Source organism: Pseudobacteroides sp., assembly GCF_036567765.1.
GTDB lineage: Bacteria > Bacillota > Clostridia > Acetivibrionales > DSM-2933 > Pseudobacteroides.
Genome location: NZ_DATCTU010000061.1, coordinates 1 through 19,749 on the forward strand (window position 1 = coordinate 1; position 19,749 = coordinate 19,749).

10 protein-coding genes and 1 pseudogene are annotated in these 19,749 nt (G+C 34.5%); 5 read left to right on the plus strand and 6 right to left on the minus strand.

The genetic code is table 11. The annotated features are described in order from the left end of the window. The 3 genes and pseudogenes from VIO64_RS09535 to VIO64_RS09545 form a co-directional block, all read left to right on the plus strand. Positions 1–197, plus strand: a 197-nt coding sequence (locus VIO64_RS09535; protein ID WP_331917521.1) for an Imm7 family immunity protein, incomplete at its 5' end; no start/stop codon positions are given. Between the two features lie 34 nt (positions 198–231). After that, on the plus strand, positions 232–654 hold the full coding sequence (locus VIO64_RS09540) for a hypothetical protein (RefSeq protein WP_331917523.1): 423 nt from the start codon (positions 232–234) through the stop codon (positions 652–654). Between the two features lie 424 nt (positions 655–1,078). Next, positions 1,079–1,237, plus strand: a pseudogene (locus tag VIO64_RS09545) (DUF255 domain-containing protein); the annotation flags it as partial. A 109-nt stretch (positions 1,238–1,346) separates the two neighbouring features. Here the strand turns inward: VIO64_RS09545 and VIO64_RS09550 are convergent. The 3 genes from VIO64_RS09550 to VIO64_RS09560 form a co-directional block, all read right to left on the minus strand. Next, positions 1,347–1,556, minus strand: a complete 210-nt coding sequence (locus tag VIO64_RS09550) for a hypothetical protein (protein ID WP_331917525.1) — start codon at positions 1,554–1,556, stop codon at positions 1,347–1,349. A gap of 659 nt (positions 1,557–2,215) precedes the next feature. Continuing rightward, complete coding sequence (locus VIO64_RS09555; RefSeq protein ID WP_331917527.1) at positions 2,216–2,440, minus strand: hypothetical protein; 225 nt, start codon at positions 2,438–2,440, stop codon at positions 2,216–2,218. Between the two features lie 43 nt (positions 2,441–2,483). After that, positions 2,484–3,434 (minus strand): alpha/beta hydrolase, encoded by a 951-nt coding sequence (locus VIO64_RS09560; RefSeq protein WP_331917529.1) that lies wholly within the window; start codon positions 3,432–3,434, stop codon positions 2,484–2,486. A 1,060-nt stretch (positions 3,435–4,494) separates the two neighbouring features. Between VIO64_RS09560 and VIO64_RS09565 the strand changes: the two genes are divergently transcribed. Then, positions 4,495–15,621, plus strand: coding sequence for a S8 family serine peptidase (locus VIO64_RS09565; protein ID WP_331917531.1), 11,127 nt, complete (start codon positions 4,495–4,497; stop codon positions 15,619–15,621). A 15-nt stretch (positions 15,622–15,636) separates the two neighbouring features. Continuing rightward, positions 15,637–16,173, plus strand: coding sequence for a hypothetical protein (locus VIO64_RS09570; protein WP_331917533.1), 537 nt, complete (start codon positions 15,637–15,639; stop codon positions 16,171–16,173). Positions 16,174–16,468: 295 nt separating this feature from the next. Here VIO64_RS09570 and istB read toward each other — a convergent pair whose 3' ends face one another. From istB to VIO64_RS09585, 3 genes are all read right to left on the minus strand, one after another. Then, the gene (gene istB / locus VIO64_RS09575) at positions 16,469–17,200 is read right to left on the minus strand and encodes an IS21-like element helper ATPase IstB (RefSeq protein ID WP_331917535.1); all 732 of its coding nucleotides are present in this window, start codon (positions 17,198–17,200) and stop codon (positions 16,469–16,471) included. Continuing rightward, complete coding sequence (gene istA, locus VIO64_RS09580) at positions 17,201–18,688, minus strand: IS21 family transposase (protein WP_331917537.1); 1,488 nt, start codon at positions 18,686–18,688, stop codon at positions 17,201–17,203. A 279-nt stretch (positions 18,689–18,967) separates the two neighbouring features. Next, on the minus strand, positions 18,968–19,165 hold the full coding sequence (locus VIO64_RS09585; protein WP_331917539.1) for a hypothetical protein: 198 nt from the start codon (positions 19,163–19,165) through the stop codon (positions 18,968–18,970). Positions 19,166–19,749: the final 584 nt, after the last annotated feature.

A 19,749-nucleotide genomic window follows, 5' to 3' on the forward strand; every position in this document is an offset into this window, starting at 1 on the left:
ACTATCATGGTATTACAGAAATAGATAGTGAAGGTGGTTCATATGGAATACTTTGTATACATGATGATGAGGATGAAAGAGGCTTTGATAATGATTTTAGGGTTCATGTCCTTTCAAGAGGTATCATTGTAGAAAAGGCAGACCCTTTCCTATCTCCATTCATTCTAACTGTGGAAGATGTTTTTAGTACTGATTGACTGTAATTTATTATAGATTTGAAAGGAAGTTATTATGAAGCTATATGATTATTCTGTAGAGTTTTCAAGTAAGCTATTTGAAGCTTTCCCAGAGTTTCAAGAGTATATGCAAATTGAGAACTATGAGAAGAGCAAGAAAGCATATTTTACTATTAAAGTTCCATGTCCCTCTGATACTGATAGTAAACTATTTATTTCTACATACAATGAGGAAATAGAAATTGGTTTTGGCTTTTACCATAATCATTTTTCTTTGGATTTAGAGCATTATAATGAATATGAAGGGGCAATTAGTTTAATTGAAGATATTTTAACTGAAAAACAAATAATTGCTATGATAAAAAATGAAAATGGATTAATATATAGAACTCTAAAGCCTGATGATTTAGCTGATTTAAAGAAAGAGGATATTATTAGCATTTACTCTTGGAAAGGTTCTTATTGCCACCATGAATAAGAAATACTTATTAGAACAATGTAAGAGACTTCAATCAATCGATGTGTCAGAAAACATCCAATATGCCCATGATAATAGTGAATGGTGGATTAACCATAATAAAGGGCATAAGATGCTAATTGATGATTTCTTAAACTATTTAAAGGTATCAAGTTATATAGATAAAATTCATTTGAAAAAGTGGTTAAGGAAAAGAATTAGTCCTAGATGGGATTATTTGTGAGGCGTTGACACTCATAGAGATTATAAACAGAAAAAGGTATATAAACAAGAATGCTTAAACTTTAAATACATAGCAACATGAGATTTTCAAATTGAATATATAATCACAATCTTTCAAATAATAGTTTGGTGATAAATAAAAATAACACTTTACTATAAAATCCAACAAACTATAAAATTGTGAAAGGAAGGTGATGCCCACATGTCAACTAATAAACAAGCCAATAGACTAATCCAAGAGAAATCCCCTTACCTGCTGCAACATGCACATAACCCTGTAAACTGGTTTCCTTGGAGTGATGAAGCTTTTCAGAAAGCCAAGTCAGAAGATAAGCCTATCTTCCTGTCTATTGGCTATAGCTGACCCGTATTCAAAGAACATGTCATTGATGACAGTACTGCAAAGTCAAATATTTATAAACCTGCCATTTTACAGGCTTCTACCTGTAGAAAGGCAACAAAAAACCCCCTTAACTTTGGGGGCTGCAAACTGCTTTTTCATTGGTAGCTTTCTGTCTCTTTTCTCTGACTTCCTGTAACCATTTCTCTTTATCCTTCATAGCATTTTCAACCTCTGGTGTCCAGTAAATCTCAAAATAAGCTGAATTTTTTCCAGTCTTTGTATAAACCACATGGTCAATATATCTTTTAAAGAGTACATTCTTTTCCTCTGATGTCATTTTCTTAAACCTCCATGTAGTTCAGCACTTTAACATCGAAGGCAAAGTCAAATTAATATCTCTTGCAAAACAATAAAAACGGCAGAATAAAATTCTGAAAGCATAATCTTAACGCAAAAACGGCAAATTGCAGCATGCATTAGTATCAATGCATAGTATTCGTAATTTCACATGATTACTGTCCGAATTGAACGTAAGACAAAGAAAACGCCTATGCCAAAGCATAAGCGATAATTTATTGGTAGTGCTCCAAATTTAACTGCGTATATAATGAATAGGAAAAACACGGTCCCAACCGTAAACACCTGGAAACGCCACGCGTCTTTGATATCGATTAACCCAAAAATATAATTAAGGAATGCAGTAAGCAATGTTATTGGGCAAAATAATATGCACACCAGAAGTTTCTGCTGTTTGATTCGCAGGTTGGTTTCTCTAAGATATTCCTTGAATATCAAGTAATTACCGCAGAATATATAGGGCACAACCCAAACACAAAGGTATACATAATTGGGCTCAAAATGTGGGATTATTTGTTGAACAAAATAGCCCATTAATGCTGGAATTACAAGAACAATGCTAAAGTGTTTATTAATCCTATCGGAACGTTTTTTGAATGAATTTGAATAATGAACTGCATAAACTAAGAATGAATAAGGTTAAAACTGATGTGATAGTGTAAAAATAAATGAATCAAGTATTGTAACCCAGTATTTAGTTTGGCCTGTAAGCGTTGGAAGTACCGATTCTTCAATAAAAGTTCCAAGTCCTGCACAACCCGAGAAAAATGCAACCAGGCTGCACCAAACATTTACCTTGTTTTTTGGATTGCTGAAAAATAGCATTGCAGACATTGTCCAAAGAAAAATACAAATAAACAGCATCTATTTCACATCCTAAAGATGTTCTTATTTCAGTGCAAATGTTCTATAGGTTCTTTTCTTTTATAAACAATAAAGACTCGTGTAATATTTTTTTCTTATAGATGATAAGTCCGGAGTGTCCAATCTTATATAAAACTCTTTTTGGATTATTCCAGGCCTTCCACAATCTATCGGTATCTTCTATATGAACATATTTGTCATATAATCCGCTGAATAACAGGATATTCTCTTTTGGAATAAGGGGCATCCGTAAGCTCGGATTAAATATGTCCCATTTCTCTTTCAGCAGTTCATAATCATACGAATTGGCAACAAAATCCCTTTTTAGGTACCTACCAGGAATAGTGTGCCATGTTGAATATGACATGCTGTTTGCATAGAATGCTGATATGAGTGCATCTATGTTTTCCTCAGCAGTTGCAGTTAAATTGGTTATAAACCCGCCAAGGCTGATACCTGCAAGTACAACCTTTTGGTTTATACTTTTCAGGTAGCATATAAGTGCACGAATGTCCGACACTGCTTGTTTTACAGATAACAGGGTTCTTCCAATGTCGGTGCTGATCATTAATTCGCCGCAGTATTCTGAATCACTTCCTGCCCTGGGATTATGAAAGGGTAGAGATATAAAGTAGACATCATAACCTTTTTTCAGAAAACCTTCTAAAAATATATCTGATATTGCAGAATAATCTTTCATCCTCCAGCCGGGTACTAAGATTATCGACTTTGATGCCGGTTGGGTAGGGCTTTTATAATAAAGTCCATGGACCAATTCATTGCATTTGTTGTTGTCAATTTCGCTTTTGAATGTATATGAGTATATTGCTGGTTTATCAGTTGGATTAAGAGTGATTATCGGGATTGAAGGTTTTTTGTAGAAGTCAGCAATATCAACGTTTGAGTCGGTTGAAAAGTGTGATTTGGAGCTTCTTTCTCTATGAAGAAGTTCCAAGGATATGCAGTCAATTATGTATGAGAATGCTTTGTTCATTAGGCTACTCCTGTGTGGTTGTATATAGTTAATTTTAGCATAGATTGAGGAAAACATAAAAGTTAATTTGTGGAAGGGCATAATTTATCAATATAGGTTCAAGCAGCCCACATAATAGGGGGAATATAAGATAAAATTGTTATGTATGTACTAGTATACTTTTCACTTTTATCTGCATGTATCTTATTAAGAAAGCATGTAGTTCATCGTACCTTTGACACAAATCTCTCTATATTTAAAATTTTATAGCAAATAATTGTTGTCTATAGGTTGTCAAAATGAAAATGATATTGACATAGAGTTACATTGATGCTAATATATAAATGTAACCTTAAAGTAACAAAAGGTTGATTTCTACATCCTTTATTACTAGAAGGCAAAACTGAGGGAAAAATTCATGAAATTGGAGGTCTTGCGAATGGCAAAATAATCTGCGTAATAATGAGTAATGAATGAGTAATGTACATCATTTGTTAAGGATTAGAGCATTGCTATAAAATGATTAGTGGTGTATAGCTTTGGAATGAAGGGAGTGATGAGAATGCCAAAACAATAGTTAAATAATAAATATAAAGTAGGTATAATTTGCATGCTTAAAATACATGATTCTTATTAAGTTAAAATTTTGCTATATTTGAGTTTGTAATTGACTAATTATAATTTATTAATTATTATATTGGTTGGAAGAAATAATTGTAATTTGTTTTATATGGATATAGGGGTTTGGATTTTATAGATATAACTATATGAGTAATATAAGGGGTTTGAGGTGTTGGTAATAAATGCTGCATGATTCCTTTAATGCTTACATAATAGACAGAAAACTTTGATACAATCTTTAAAAGTCAAAAATCTAAAATATTTCAATGCGTTTTATAGCTTTTTAATTTTCCTAATATAGCTTTTAATAATCTTAAAATTCTTTTAATTTATGTTTTGTTATTAATTGTCTATATACTATTATTTAAACTCTGAATTTTTGATAAGTTTTGTAAAATACGCAATAATACAAATCACTTTATACTTCAAAAAATAATTTTATCTAAAGGGAGGTTTTATTTTGTTGAAAAGGAGACTAATTTCAGCTGGAGTTATACTTATCTTAGCCGCTGAAATGATTTTAGGATCAATCACTGCGTATGGCAATCAATTTCCGTTGCCAGAGAAGTACGTAAAAACTACATTATCTCGGTCTACGGTGTATAATCCATTAAATGATCCAATCAGAAAGGCACTTTGGGAATCAGCATTAAAAGAGGCGTTAGTAACGCCAACACCAATGGCATTACCTAGTATACCACAAAGAAACATTGCAAATGTAGCATCCGTACAAACTGAAAGCAACAACAAACAGCCAGAAACTATAAGTTTGACTGATTTGCTAGAGGGCAATAAAGGGAAAGACAAAAAGGAAGTCATAGTAAAGTACAAGGATATAGACCAGAAAGAAAATACAAAGAAAAAGCTTAAGTCAAAAAAGACTAATCTGTCACTTAAATCTAAGTCCTGGAGCAAAACGCTCAAGCTGGAGACTATAGAAATCTCAGATGAGAGTGAGCTTAATAATGTTATTGATGAATTAAAAAAGGACCCCAATGTAGAATATGCACAACCTAACTATAAACTGGAACTCATGAGTGAGCCGTCAGATGATAGGTTCATTGAGGAGTGGGGGCTGAAGAATTCAGGACAGACTGTAAGTGGGCAAGCTGGTACTGTAGGAGTTGATACAAATGCAATAAAAGCATGGAATATCACTAAAGGTTCTGACACAGTAAAGGTAGCAATAATAGATACCGGGATAGATATAAAACATCCCGATCTTGCTGCTTCAATATATAAAAATCCAAATGAACGCCCAAATGGATTGGATAATGATGGTAATGGGTATGTGAATGATGTGAATGGGTGGAACTTTGTAGATGATACAAATAGTGTATTTACTTCTGAAGCAGAGGATACCCATGGAACTCACATTGCAGGCATAATTAGTGCCGGGATTAACGATGGAGGAGTTGTTGGCCTAGCTCCCAATGTAAAAATAGTTCCATTGAAATTTATAAGTGGAAATATCGGATATACCAGTGATGCGATAAGAGCGATTGAGTACTGTCAAAAGGCGGGAATAGAAATAGCAAATATTTCCTGGGGCGGTTCTGATTACAACAACGCATTAATGGAAGCTATGAAAAATAGTTCAACAACATTTATCTGTGCTTCTGGAAATGCAGGCAAGAATATTGATTCTAGCTTAGTTTATCCAGCTGCCTTTGACCTCCCTAATATTATAGCAGTATCAGCCAATGACAACAAGGGACAATTGGCATCATTTTCAAACTACGGCACAAAAGTAGATATATCTGCTCCAGGTGTTAATATTTTAAGTACACTTCCAGGCAATAAATATGGATATATGAGTGGAACTTCTATGGCAGCTCCTTTTGTAACCGGTACAGTAGCCCTTTTAAAAAGCATTGACAGTACACTTAATGCGGTTGAAATAAAGGAAAGGGTACTTAATAATACAACTAAATCTGATAGCCTTTCAGGAAAGGTGGCTACTTCAGGAAGACTCAATGCTTATGCAGCATTGGTAAACAGTGTACCGGAATATGAAAGTACACCTTTACCTACTGGAACGCCAACACCTCAAATGCCCACAGAAAAGTCAAAGGAGCCTCAAAGTATTTACGATGGTAGCCTTGCAGGTAATGGAAAAATAGAAAAGCCATTAAAAGAGAAGACCAATCTTTTTATTGATTCACTAATAAACAAGGGAACTTCTAGCACATCCAATGAGAATGGTATAAAAAACTTAACTATTAACAAACTAAAGGGTAACTTTGTGGCCGTTACATGGACAACCGATGTTGAGTCGGATTCAGTTCTTCTTTATGGAGCTGACAGCTCTTTGGCAAACAAGATATCCTACCCAGAGCTAACGACAAAACACCAGATTACATTAAAACTTGATAATATTCAAAGTATAGGATTCTACAAAGTACGTTCTAATTCTAGGGATGGAAGAGTTTTTGAATCAGGTGTAAAAGAAGTTACAAGTATAAATGATCTTGGCGGTGAGAATGTGCGACATTTGGCTGTTACCGAAACAGTATACGGTTCAACTGCACAAGAGGTAAATACTTTAAGTTATGTGACGGACAATGGTTCAAACCACTCTCTGGTAACTTCACAACCAATAGGTGAGTGTACTGTTTTCGGCATTATCAATGGAACCAGACATGATTTTTATTCTGTCAACCTTACTGCAGGAAGAACGTATTCCATTAAGCTTACAGGCATGGCAGAGGGAGAAGATTACGACATATATCTTATGAACGATGTGCTTAATGATGTAGGATATTCAACGAATATTTCCAACTATGATGAAAGTATAACCTATACAGCAACAGCAACAGGAACTTACTACATAGATATTCAGCCAAGCACTTATAATACAAACTCAGCACATCACAATTATCAGCTTATGTTTTACTCAACTGAAAAAGCTCCAGACAGTTTTGAGCCTAATGATAGTAAAGAGACTGCGACAGCAGTATCTGACAGTACATTAATAAGGCCTACATTGAATATAAATACTGATGAAGACTGGTTTGTGCTGGATACAATAAAAACAGGCAAGCTTGATATAACAATGAAGAGCATACCTTCAGGTTGCGACTATGATATTCAGGTGTATGATACGAATGGTACAGTTCTTGGTGGATCTTACAGCGGTGGTAATCAGGATGAAAAGATTGACAGTATTGTTACTCTACCTGGTAAGTACTTTGTGAGGGTATATTCCTACACAGGTTCAAATTCTACTGATACATATGAGCTTAAAGCAGGGGTGTATACACCTGATCAGTATGAAGTGAATGATGATATATACAATGTGAATTCACAGAATAAACCTGCTATGAGCCTTAATAGCTATATTTATGGCACTATGGATAATCAGGATGATGTTGACTGCTTTAGATTTACATTGGAAGGCAGTACTAAGGCAGGAATTAGGCTTAACAACATACCAGATGGAACAGATTATGATATGGTGGTCTATTCATATACAAATGGTGATTTCATAGAGGTAGGCCGTTCAACCAATGGTGGAAAAATGGACGAAGAGATTGTAAGTCAGCTGATAGAAGGAAACTATATTGTTAAGGTTTACTCCTATTGGGGAAGCTCTGAAAGTCAGACCTACAAATTGAGTCTATATGATGAAACAACAGGATTGGTATCCATGGAAGCAGACAAAACCACTGCAGATGTGGGGGATGTAATAACTGTTACAATAAAGGCAAATGGTATAACAAATATTGCAGGCTATCAGGCCAATGTGAAGTATGATCCAGCGGTCTTGATGCCAGTAAATCTTGATGATACACAAATTGATAGCTCAACATATCCGATGTTTGGGGATATACTTGTAAATCCAGGATTCTCACCATTTGCAAGTGCTATGAATAATCTCAATAGTGGTATTTTGAACTTTGGTACATGCTATATAAATATTGACGGATACAGGTCAGGTGGTGTGGCTGAAAAAAGCGGTACTCTGGCTACACTAAGATTCAAAGTTCTTAAAGCAAACCAAATTATAATACAGTTTGAAAGAACTGAATCTATGATAAACAGTCCGTATGGTATCACTTGTTATGACTGGTATGGTAATGAAATAAGCTGTAATGTAAGTAAAGCCATACATATAAATGAGGAATTGCCTGTAAATGATCAAACTGTGACTAGTAGCAATACTGAGACTGAAGTTACAGATTCAAGCCTGAATGTAATATACTCAGAAACCCTGAACCAATTTACCTTATCAGGTTATATTGTCCCAGACTTTATCAGTAGCTTGGAATCAATTGATGAAGGATTCAAGGTTGAAATATTAGGGACCACATTTAGTGACGAAACTAATGAAGATGGGTATTTTGTCCTTTCAGGAAGCTTGCCTGATGGTCAATATACACTACAAGTAACAAAGTCAGGTTATCTTAAAAGGAAGATAAATGATCTGACATTAAAAGGCAAATTAGAAATTGGTACAACTGAGAGCCCAATAAAAATGTGGGCTGGTGATATCCCTAAAGATAATATTCAAGATGATAGCATCAATATGTCAGATGTTATACAGATAGCCATGAGCTTTGGAAAGGTAGCAGAAGAAGAAAACAGTGGTTTTAATACAAACTGTGATTTGAATGCAGATGGTAGCATAAACATGTCCGATGTCATCATTATGGCAAAACACTTTAATGCTACTCCTTCTTCATATGATAAAGTAACTGTAATCGTATCAGAAGATATTAAGTTATTTCCTCCGAAAAACCTCATATCATTGTGGAATACAGGTGCAAGCATATCATTGACTTGGTCACAACCGTCTGCTGGTGATATGCCTGATAATTACGAAGTATATTGTAACGACAGGTTAATTGCTTCGACAAAAGGAACCTCCATAACTTGTATGGGACTGACTCCTAATGCATTAAACAAGGTTTATGTTAAGGCTGTCGATTTAGCAGGGAATAAATCGGATAGCAGCAACATACTTGAAATACAAGCACAAGAAGATGACCATGGGAATACAAAGGAAAACGCAACTCCAATTGAACTGGGAAAAGAGGTTAGCGGAGTTTTTCATGATTCGAATGATTATGATTATTTCAAATTTACTCCAAAAACCACTGGCATATATGTTATCAAAATATATAGGAGTAACTACACCCCTGAGTTTTATAACAATGAGGGCTATCCAGCAGGATCGGGAACAAACAACGACTATCATTTTGAGGCAGGAAAGGTTTATTATCTTCGTACAGGTACTGATAATAACAGAGATTATCGGTTTATAGTTCGCTTAAAAAGTAACAAGCCCGATCTAGTATTTGGTTATGCAAGTGGAAATAAATGTCTGGCTAGTATACCAGTAAATTTTGACCATGTGGTAATGAATATTGGTGATACAGCATCAACGGGTAGTTTTAAAGTTGAGATCACTGTAAACGGTCAAAATAATAAATACTATGCGGTGTATACTTCTAATATTGAGAAAGATAATTCTGTTTATAGTGCGTCTGCGGTTGACTTAAATGGTAATTCATGGGTTCCAAGTGTACCTGGAGAATATGATGTAACATTTAAAATCGATAGCGAAAATAATATTAGCGAAGCAAATGAAGAGAATAATACATTTACTGCAAAATATTACGTTGATGATCATGGTGATTATGCAAGTAATGCAACAGAGTTTCAAATATGCAAGGATGTTACTGGGACATTAGGTGCTACTGGAGATTCAGACGTTTTTGTGTTTACTCCAACAAAGTCAGGAAAGTATGAATTTTCAATAAAAAACTCGCCAGTTGACTTTTTTCTTGTTACTGCTAATATGGGGTCTATCATCCCAACAACAATTTATTCATCAGAAAAAATCTTCAAGTACGATTTTATAGCAGGACAAAAATACTACATTTTAGTTTGTGATAAGTATGAAAAAATAAACACTACTGAACAATACACCATAAAGTCTTATGAAATAGCACCTGATTTAACAATATCAAAGGTAGATATAAAGGAAAGCCAAAATGGCGAGCCTTGTAAACTACGTGCTGAGATTTCAAATATCGGAAATAGTTATTTACAATCAGGTCGTTTTAGAATTGGCTTTAAAGTTGAAAACAAGATGCAGATTTTTTATACTGATTACTATGAAGGCCTAGTATCTATATTTAGCCCTGCTGAACTATATCTTGATAATATTCAGCTCAATGAAATGCTTAAATATAATGGTAACCATAATATTCATGCATTTATTGAAAAAAGCAGCAATTTTAATGAACTATTAGAAGATAATAACTCAATCAATACAACTGTGAGCTTTTATTCAGATCTTACCATAACTGATATTATATTCCCAAATGAACCTAATTGTGTGGAACCAATTCCAACAAAGGTTGTAGTCAAAAATATAGGTCCAAAAGCTTCTACAATTGGATATCCAGTTGTTGTATGTATGGATATTGATGGGATTGCAACTAAGTATTATTCATCTACTTATACTAGGCAGATACAACCTGGACAATCAGCTGAATTAGCAGTATATGACGATTACGGTAATTCTCCACAGATAAATGAGGTGGGTATCTACACGGCTCATGTAAAGATTGATGAATATCATGATTACAATGATATGTATGAGCATAATAACACATTCAGTAAAAGTCTAAAAGTAGGGAGTTTGCCTGACTGGATAATAACAGATGTAATAATTGAGCCAAATGAAATAAGCCATAGTGATGAGGTTATTCTTAGTGCGATTGTAAAGAATGTTGGAGAAGAAATAATTTCAGAAAATAAGAGTATAAGGATAGGATTTAAAATTGATGATAGCGATATACTCTTTTGGTCAGACGTGCAACTAAATCTAAAATCAGGTGAAACAATAAAAATAACTGCGAATGAAGGAGTAGTTTTGGGCAAATGGAATGCCAAGGAGGGTGAACATACTGTTTTTGCAGTAGTAGATTCTCTCCAAAACGCAAAAGAGCTGGATGAAAATAATAATGAGTTTTCCAAAAGTGTAACAGTTAAAGGTAAATGCGATCTTAAAGTTGAGCAAATTATACTTGATCCACCAAATCCCGCTGCCGGTGAAAAGGTTATACTCAAGGCGAAGATAAGGAATACATCAGAAAATCCAAGCCCTGCCACCCGAGTACATAAGGTAGAATTCATGATTGACGGAGATATATTGTTCAGTAAAGATATATCTACAAATCTTAAACCAGGTGAAAAAGTAACAGTAACAAGTTATATTGATACAGTGAATGGCAGATGGGATGCGGAAGAAGGCGAGCATACAGTTACTGGGGTGGTTGACCCACTTGAAAGTATTGAAGAAGCAGATGAATATAACAATACATTAACAAGGGGGATAATTGTAAAAGGTAAGTGCGAATTTAAGCTCGAAGAGATCATGCTTGATCCGCCAAATCCTGTTGTTGGTGAAAAGGTTACATTGAAGGCAAGACTTAGAAATATATCTCAAAATGCTAGTCCTTTTGGAAGAATACATAAAGTAGGATTTAAAATAGACAATAGCACTGAGATTTGGACTGAAAGCTTTAGCGGATCTATAGGTGGCGGCGAATATATTATTCTTTCAACTGATGGAATGAATGGACAGTTATGGACTCCTAATTACGCTAGAAGCTACAATATAACTTCAGTATTAGATGGCTCAACCAGTAATCTGAATAAAACAGTTACAGTAACAGGTAATAGGGTATTTGATGCAGCAGCTGACTATGACAATGATGGTCTAAGTAATGGGCAAGAAATAAATTTAGGAACACAGTGGGATAACTATGATACAGATGGTGATTCGATATGTGACGGTGATGAAAGAAATGGTACGAATGGATTTATAACCGATCCATTAAATCCAGATACTGATGAAGATGGTACTAATGATAATTTTGAAGTCAAATTAGGCAACTCACCGGTTGAAAAGGACGAGTACGTACCATTTTCTATTGAAGCTCATTCACAATCAGGGAGCGTAGCTGTTGAAGTCTTTGGAAATTCTAGCCTTCAAGCATCACATTTTGAAGTTAATGAATTAAACAGTTTGTCGAGGGATTCAATAGATGGGATAATCGGAAATCCGGTAGATATTTCACTTAATGGAAGTAATTTTAAAGAAGCAACAATAAGCTTCAATTATGATGAAACGATTCTTAACGGTATATCAGAGGATGATCTAACAGTATATTGGTTGGATTATGATAATAATACTCTTGTACCTCTGCCGGAATATGATGTTAGTATTGACAAATATAACAACATTATTACTGCTAGAGTGAATCATTTTAGTACTTACGTTCCTGGAAAAAAGAATCTTAGCCGGATTAGCTATAATAATAGTGTTGTATTTGTTATCGATGAATCAGGAAGCATAGGTTCAAATGACATAACAAATGGTATTGATATCCCAACTAAAATTGTTGAAAAGTCAAGTGAAAATAATGAATTTGCTGTTGTCAGATTTTCAGGCATAGCAAGACAGACAATTGGTTTATCACAAGACAAAGAGGATATAATCAATGCAATAAAAAAGGTTGGTGGTACTAGTAGCACTAACATTCAAACTGGGCTTCAGGAAAGTAAAACAATTCTTTCTAATAGCAGTCAAAACAGAAAGTATGTTGTTCTATTATCTGATGGAGGGGATAGTAATCATTCCAGTATAATTAACGTTGTTAAAGCTATGGTAAATGAGGAAATTAAAATATTGTGCGTATCATTAGGTGGAAAGTCACCGCTTCTTTCTGAAATTGCAAGTATAGCAAATGGGACTAACTATTATATTGATCCAAACAATGATCTTAATGTGGAAATTTCCAATATTGTCAATAATATAATGAAAGAAATCGAATTAGTAGAAAGTATTCCACCAGAGAAAAAAAATCCTAGTAAGAAACTACCTCCAAATTTACCTGCAAATACACCTATAAAGTTACCGATTCATACATATGGATGTATAAGCTATGCAGGAGAAATTGATGCCTACGAGTTTACCCCGGATGTGACTAAGACATACTGCATAAGTAGTATGGGGGAAACGGATACAGAAATAAATATTTTTGATGGCACTGGCAAGTTAATTAGCTCAAGTGACAGCAATGATGACAGCGAATGGGATAAAAATTTCTACATGCTTATGAATCTTACTAAGGATCAAAAATACCGTTTTGAGGTAAGACACAGTGATTTGCTTAACGGAACAGGAGAGTATTATATTCATATTAGTGATCCTATAATGCAAACATTAAGTGCTGATATGGCATATCTTGAACTGCTGGCATATGAAATGGATGCTGATGCTTACACTGTAAATCCTGACGAATCAGTTAATGTAACCATCGGTGGATATACTCATACATTTAAAAGTGAGATCTATAGGGTAAATGGAAAGCCTGCTGTGAAAATTGAGGTTTTCAAAGCTGCTTTTGGAATGACTGAAACTTATTCATTACCTGGGAATAAAGATGAAAACGTTGCACCTGGCGATGTGGAGAGAGATATTTTACCTGCATGGATGGGAAACGATGATTGTGACACTGAATTAAATAAGTACAATATTACAAAAATTCAGCAGGTACTTAGACATCTAGAATGCTGGGCACCAGGAAAAGGAAAGTCTGCATATTTATACGATGAAGTATATAAAGGTAGCTCAAAGCTGTATGGTAATACTACAGCAGCGTCTGTTAAAAAGTTTCAAATAGAGTTTATGGGTAGGAGCACTAATACACTTTTACCAGTATATGCAAATGGAGCGGTTGATCTTGAAACGGCTATAGCACTCGATGAATACAGGTTTCTTTTGTGCATGAACAAAGCATATATTAAGCCTAAAGGTGTAAATGTAAGGGCATATCTTGAAAATGTTTACAAGCTGACTGCTGCAAATGGATACTATTTATCATATGATGGTAAAAATATTGTTATAACTGATGCTCACGATCCAGCCAACAGAGTGCAGAAGATTTTCATACCTGATTTGTATTTTTGCGGGGAAGAAAAAAAATGTTATGCCAAAGTAAGGAATATAAAAGTTGCTTATAAAAACTATAAAAATGTGATTTATGGAAGCCAAGATGTATATGATACAAAAGTAAATATGCTTAAGCTTATGGGTAAACAAATGAAATCTGGCCAAAAGTTTGAAGCTACTGATATAAAAAATAGCATTGGCGGAATTGATGCATATTGGGACGATAAATTTGAAAAAGCTGTTAACAACTATGTAAAAGCTGCATTATTTACTGATGTGTATAATGCTATAAAAAGTAGTGACTATGGAAGTCTTGGTAACAATAATGTAAAAGCACTATTTTTAAAACATTGGACAAGTATAGAACTACAGCCATCATTATATTTCGTTGAGAACCCTGCACCTGCTAAATGGTATACAATGATACCTGAGGCACCAAAAAGTGACTTAGTTAATGGTAAAACAGTAACAATTACTAAAGAAAATAAAACTTATAGTGAAAGTGCAAAGAAATTCTATAATGCTTACTATTTGCCATTAGATAAAATACGAAATTGGATAGGATCTGATGATGGACTCAGACAAACGTGGCTGCAGGCTACATATGGAATAACAGACGCTGAATTAGGAGGAGTGCTTGGAGGTGCACTAGACCAGCTTTTTGATATAAAAGGAGCAGCTAAAGAGGTTGTCTCTGCTATTTGGGAATTATTAAAAAACCCGAAGAATACTTTAGAGACTGTCTGGTTTTTAAGCAAAGTTCTTAACCCACATCCTTTACTATTTATTGATGATAAGATAAAGTTTTTTAATCTCATAAAGGATATGGTAGCAACATTTATTGATGAGTTTAAAGAGGCTGGCAGCTACGAAAAGGGAAGGATGATTGGTAAAGCAATATCCTTTGTATTGTCATTCTTTGTTTCTGGGGCGGGAATAGTAAAAGCAACGAGAATACTGGATTTACTCAGGGAGAGTAAAGCATTATCAACAGTATGTACTAAAGTTGCAAAAGGTGCTGTAGCAAGCAAAGAGGCTTTAGCAAAGATGCTGGAAGCGGCTGCAGAAACTATAAGTAAAATAAGAACAGCATCTAGTGACTTCCTAAATAGTATAAAAGGTAGTATAATCAAGTTAGCAGATGGATATGGTTATAGACCTGCTTATGCTGGAATGTCAGACCTAGGAGATAAAGTGTTTGAGTTTATTAATAAGGCTGATATTAGCGATACCAATAAAATTGACAATATATCAAGTACTGCAGGAAGGCTTACTAATGCAAGTTCTATAGCAAGTGGTACAGCTAAACACCTTTTGAATAGACATTCGTTCAGCAGAGTACAGAATCAACTGAAGTATGAACTGAAAGTAAGACCAAGAGCTGATATCGAAGCTGATTTAGCCAATAGAAACTTCTTTAATAGAAATTGGACTGAAGACCAATGCCTACAAGCAGCAGAAACAGCTTTCAAACAAGCAAAGGCAAATAATATTGTTTCTGATACATTTACATGTAATGTGTTCGGTGAAAATATCACAGTTGCTCTTGAAAATGGTATACTAAAAACATCTTGGGGGCCTCATAAGTATACGTTAACTGATTTTGGATTATAAAAGGAGAGTGAACGCATGTTTGGAATAAGATATAGAATACCTGAGCAGGTTTTAAATGAGATTTCTTCACTGGATGCAATAGAATTTGATGCTTCATTCAATGATATTGAAGGTCAGATTGAGTTAAACTTTAATGGGAACAAGTATGGTCTGTGCCATAATGATGTACCATTTGGTCAAGAACTTTTGTTGTTTTGGTTTGGGTTACTAGACACTGTTGTAACTAGGCTAGAAGAAACACACTATGTAGCTATGCGTATACCTGAGACTGATAATGCCTTCTTTGAATTTGTTAGAAACGGGGAATTGCTAAGGATAAGTATGGCAAGAACTTCTTGCTCAGATATTAGTGGTTTTGTAGTGGATAGCCCATTTGGTGAAATTGTTGAGTACAATTGGAAAGATGTACAGGTTTCATTACAAGATTTCAAGTCTGAAGTGTATAGAAATATTGATGAACTACTGAAAGTACTGGAAACTATAAACCATGAATTAATAAAATCTAAATACATAGGTAGGTTTATTTCTAAATACAAGGATAAAAGTCTTTAATATGTTTTCTGCAAGTAGAAAATGCACAATTCGGCGGTCAAAAGTGCACAATTGCTAACACACTTTTTTGCCTAATTACTGCCAAAATTCCGTCCAGCTAAGCTCCAATTCAAGGGAAACCACCTTGAGTTGGAGCTTTCGCCATGCTGACTAGTACTTACCGAGGGACGAAGGGAAGAAGCAATCCATAATTTTTCTCATCCCTCGGACTTTTTATTTTAGCATGGCGACCACCCGGACTACTTACTGCCAGTTTGAATGTTTTTCCTCAGGACTTCTGCTAAAAAAGCAATCCCTAAGTTTTTTTGTATTTCGCCATAGACTGCCTCAATCTGTAACTTTCTCCTGTAAAAACTAATATATGCGAGTGGTGTATTAGCCGGTCAACAATAGCTGCTGTAAGTCTGTTGTCTCCAAATATTGTGTTCCATTGGCTAAATTCCAAGTTAGAGGTTATTATAAGGCTTCGTCTTTCATAGCAGTCTGATATTACTTGAAACAAAAGCTCTGCACTATCCTTATGCAATGGCACGAAACCAATTTCGTCTATGATTATCAATTCAACCTTTTTAAATGCACTCAGAAAAGTATTGAGTGTTCCTTTCTGGTATTTTTCAAGCAATTGGTTGGCTAACCCTGCTGCTGTAAAGAATCTGACATTTTCTCCATGCTGACACGCTTTTAATCCTATAGCTGCTGCCAAATGGGTCTTCCCAGTACCTACAGACCCAAGTAGTATTAAATTATCTTTTTTGTCTATAAATTTGAATTCCTCTATTTCCTTTTGGCTTATAGTATCGGGTATCGCTATGTTTTGAGTCCATATAAAATCATCTAGAAATTTTACGACTTTAAACCCAGCTAACTTGATATTTCTGTTTATCTTGTTGATTTCACGTTCCTTTACTTCAATGGACAAAAGATCGTATAAATATTGTTCTTTATTTTTAAATTCCACCTTATCCCATTCTTTTGCTAAACCGCCTAATTTCAGCTGCTTGAAGTACTTTAATATCTCTTGCTGCATTTATATCACCCCTCTTGTAAGCCTATCATATACAGATAGTTCAGGATTGTTATTTATCATCGGAGTGATTACACTTATATTGCAGGGATTAGGATTAAATGTTTCATGCGTTAATCCATAGTAACACTGCCTAATACTTTCCGTATCAGCTTTACCATATAAGATCGCAAGTTTTAATGCTTCTGTTCCAGTCTCTATCTTATCATCTTCAACTATTTCCCTTAAGAGTATTAATGCTGTTTTCCTTTCAGACTTTTCAACTTTCTTAAGATGTTCTCTCCAAACTTTAGGAATCTGGTTATAGAATTTTACATCTTCCAAAGCACCTGGTTTTTCGCATAGCAAAGATACATACTGTTTCCAATCCAAAACCTCTTTATTTTTCTCATAACACCTACTATATGAGGTAATTAACTTATGATCGTGATATATCTCTATTTTGTTATAATATATTTTTAAAGTTACTTGCTTACTGTAGAATCTTGGGTTTATCGAATATGAATTGTGATCAAAACTTACATATCCCCATTTGTCTACTGAAGCTTCTTTCAATTTAAATACTTCATATTCATTCTCCGGAAGATACAATAGCTTCTCTTTCTCTTCTTCCCAGAGGTTAGACATTGTTACCATCTTCTTGTAATGCTTTCTATTAAGGTCTTTTATAGCTTTCTGCCATAATGTTTTATTATATTCCTCAATATCATCTATCACAGGTATTGGTACAAACCAATTTCTTCTGTGATAGCCTATTTTATTTTCCACATTACCTTTTTCATTACCTGAAGCAACATTGCAAAACTTGGCTTCAAATCTGTAATGCAGTACAAAGCTTTTGAATCCCTCGGTAAGCTCCCTTTCACCATTCGGAAGAATTTTAACTGCTGGTTTCATGTTATCCATAAGGATTGATGATGGAACCCCACCTATATATTCAAATATTCTTTTAAGACCTTCCATTACACACTCTTGATTCTGTCCATTAAATACTTGAGTAAATGCTGCATTACTATATGGGAATGATAGTGTAAGATAATAACCTCGCTTTTGATCTCCATCTTCAATAAATACAAATTCACCAAAATCTGCTTGAGCTGTTCCCGGCAAATGCTCCAAAGGCAAATACCCATCACTTTTCTGATACAGTAACCTTTTCTTTTTTGATACATACTCTGTAACTGTACGAAGACCTCCTTTAAAATCTTGTTCTTCTACCAGCCTTCTGTACACCCTATACCCGGTATGTCTTTGTTTCCTAGGACTTTTTTTATCTTCTTCGAGCCATTCATCAATAACTTTAATGTATGGTCCTAGCACTGGATATCGTCTTTCCTCAAGCGGTTTCTCTAAAGGAGTCCAATTATACTTTCCGGCATATTTTGTTACTGTTCTGCGATTTAATTGTAAAGTTTTGGCTATATATGAAATTGATTTTCCTTCAACTTCATACAAATGTTTGATATACTCTATTTGTGCCATTTTCAGCATCCTTTCATACCCCCTTAAGTTCTTGTCAAACTAAAGGGTAGTTTATTTAAAGTGTGCTAGCAATGGCACTTTTTTCTTCTTGTAACCTGTGCACTTTTACGCCGCCGATTTGTGTACTTTTATTTTACCGAAAACACTTTAATACATATTTATATGTAAGATTACTTTAAGAGAGAAAATTGTGCCCCTATAATATTTTTGTTGTGTTAACATTAATTTATTTTTATAGCCTTTATATTGCACTTGTTTTGCTGAAAAAGGTAGCAATTAGAAATCAATCTAGTTGCTGCCTTTTACATTTAGTTCTAAGTGGGGAAATAAACAAAAAACAGCGATCTGTACCCCAATATTTTTTTGTATCTCTTCAAGGAGATATGCCAAATAGTCATAGGGCCTTAAGCCACTTGCTTCTTCACCCTTGAGTGTGTCACAGAACAGCCAATTTCCACGGCCTATTGCGAACAGGAGTGTTGCCATTTCCGTAGTAAATCCTAATGTTAGGATTTTTATGGTATCGTTAGTTTTAGAAAATCCTCAGGATTATCAGTAAGCCGCTTACAAATAAGTACTGATAACAAAAATCCTGAGGATTTTATTGAATACAATTTTAATGTATAAAATACTAAAATTACCAAAATTAAAAATTAAAGGTAGTGATTTTATATATCAAGAGTATGATGAAGCAGTTATGAAGGTTATTGATTATATGAACCAAAACCAGTTTTCAATGTCTGTCATTTATAGTCACTTGAACTGTTACTGCACATTTAAATAGTAGCCTTTTGCATATTTGTACTTTATAACCATGGGTATTTTAGGGATATTAATTAAAAAAATAAAATGTAAGATTCCAGATTTAAAACACTGGGAATTTTTTGTTGCATGGGGAATAAAACTAGTACAATAACCAGTATTATAAAAGAGTAAGTCCCGAATTTCGTAGAAATTGAAGGTGGCAGTCCAGACGGTAGTTTGATAAACTATTGTTTGGGAAAAACAAAAACGAAAGGAGCTGCCACAATGAAATTATATCAGGTTGGATCAAAAAAGGGAAAGGAATT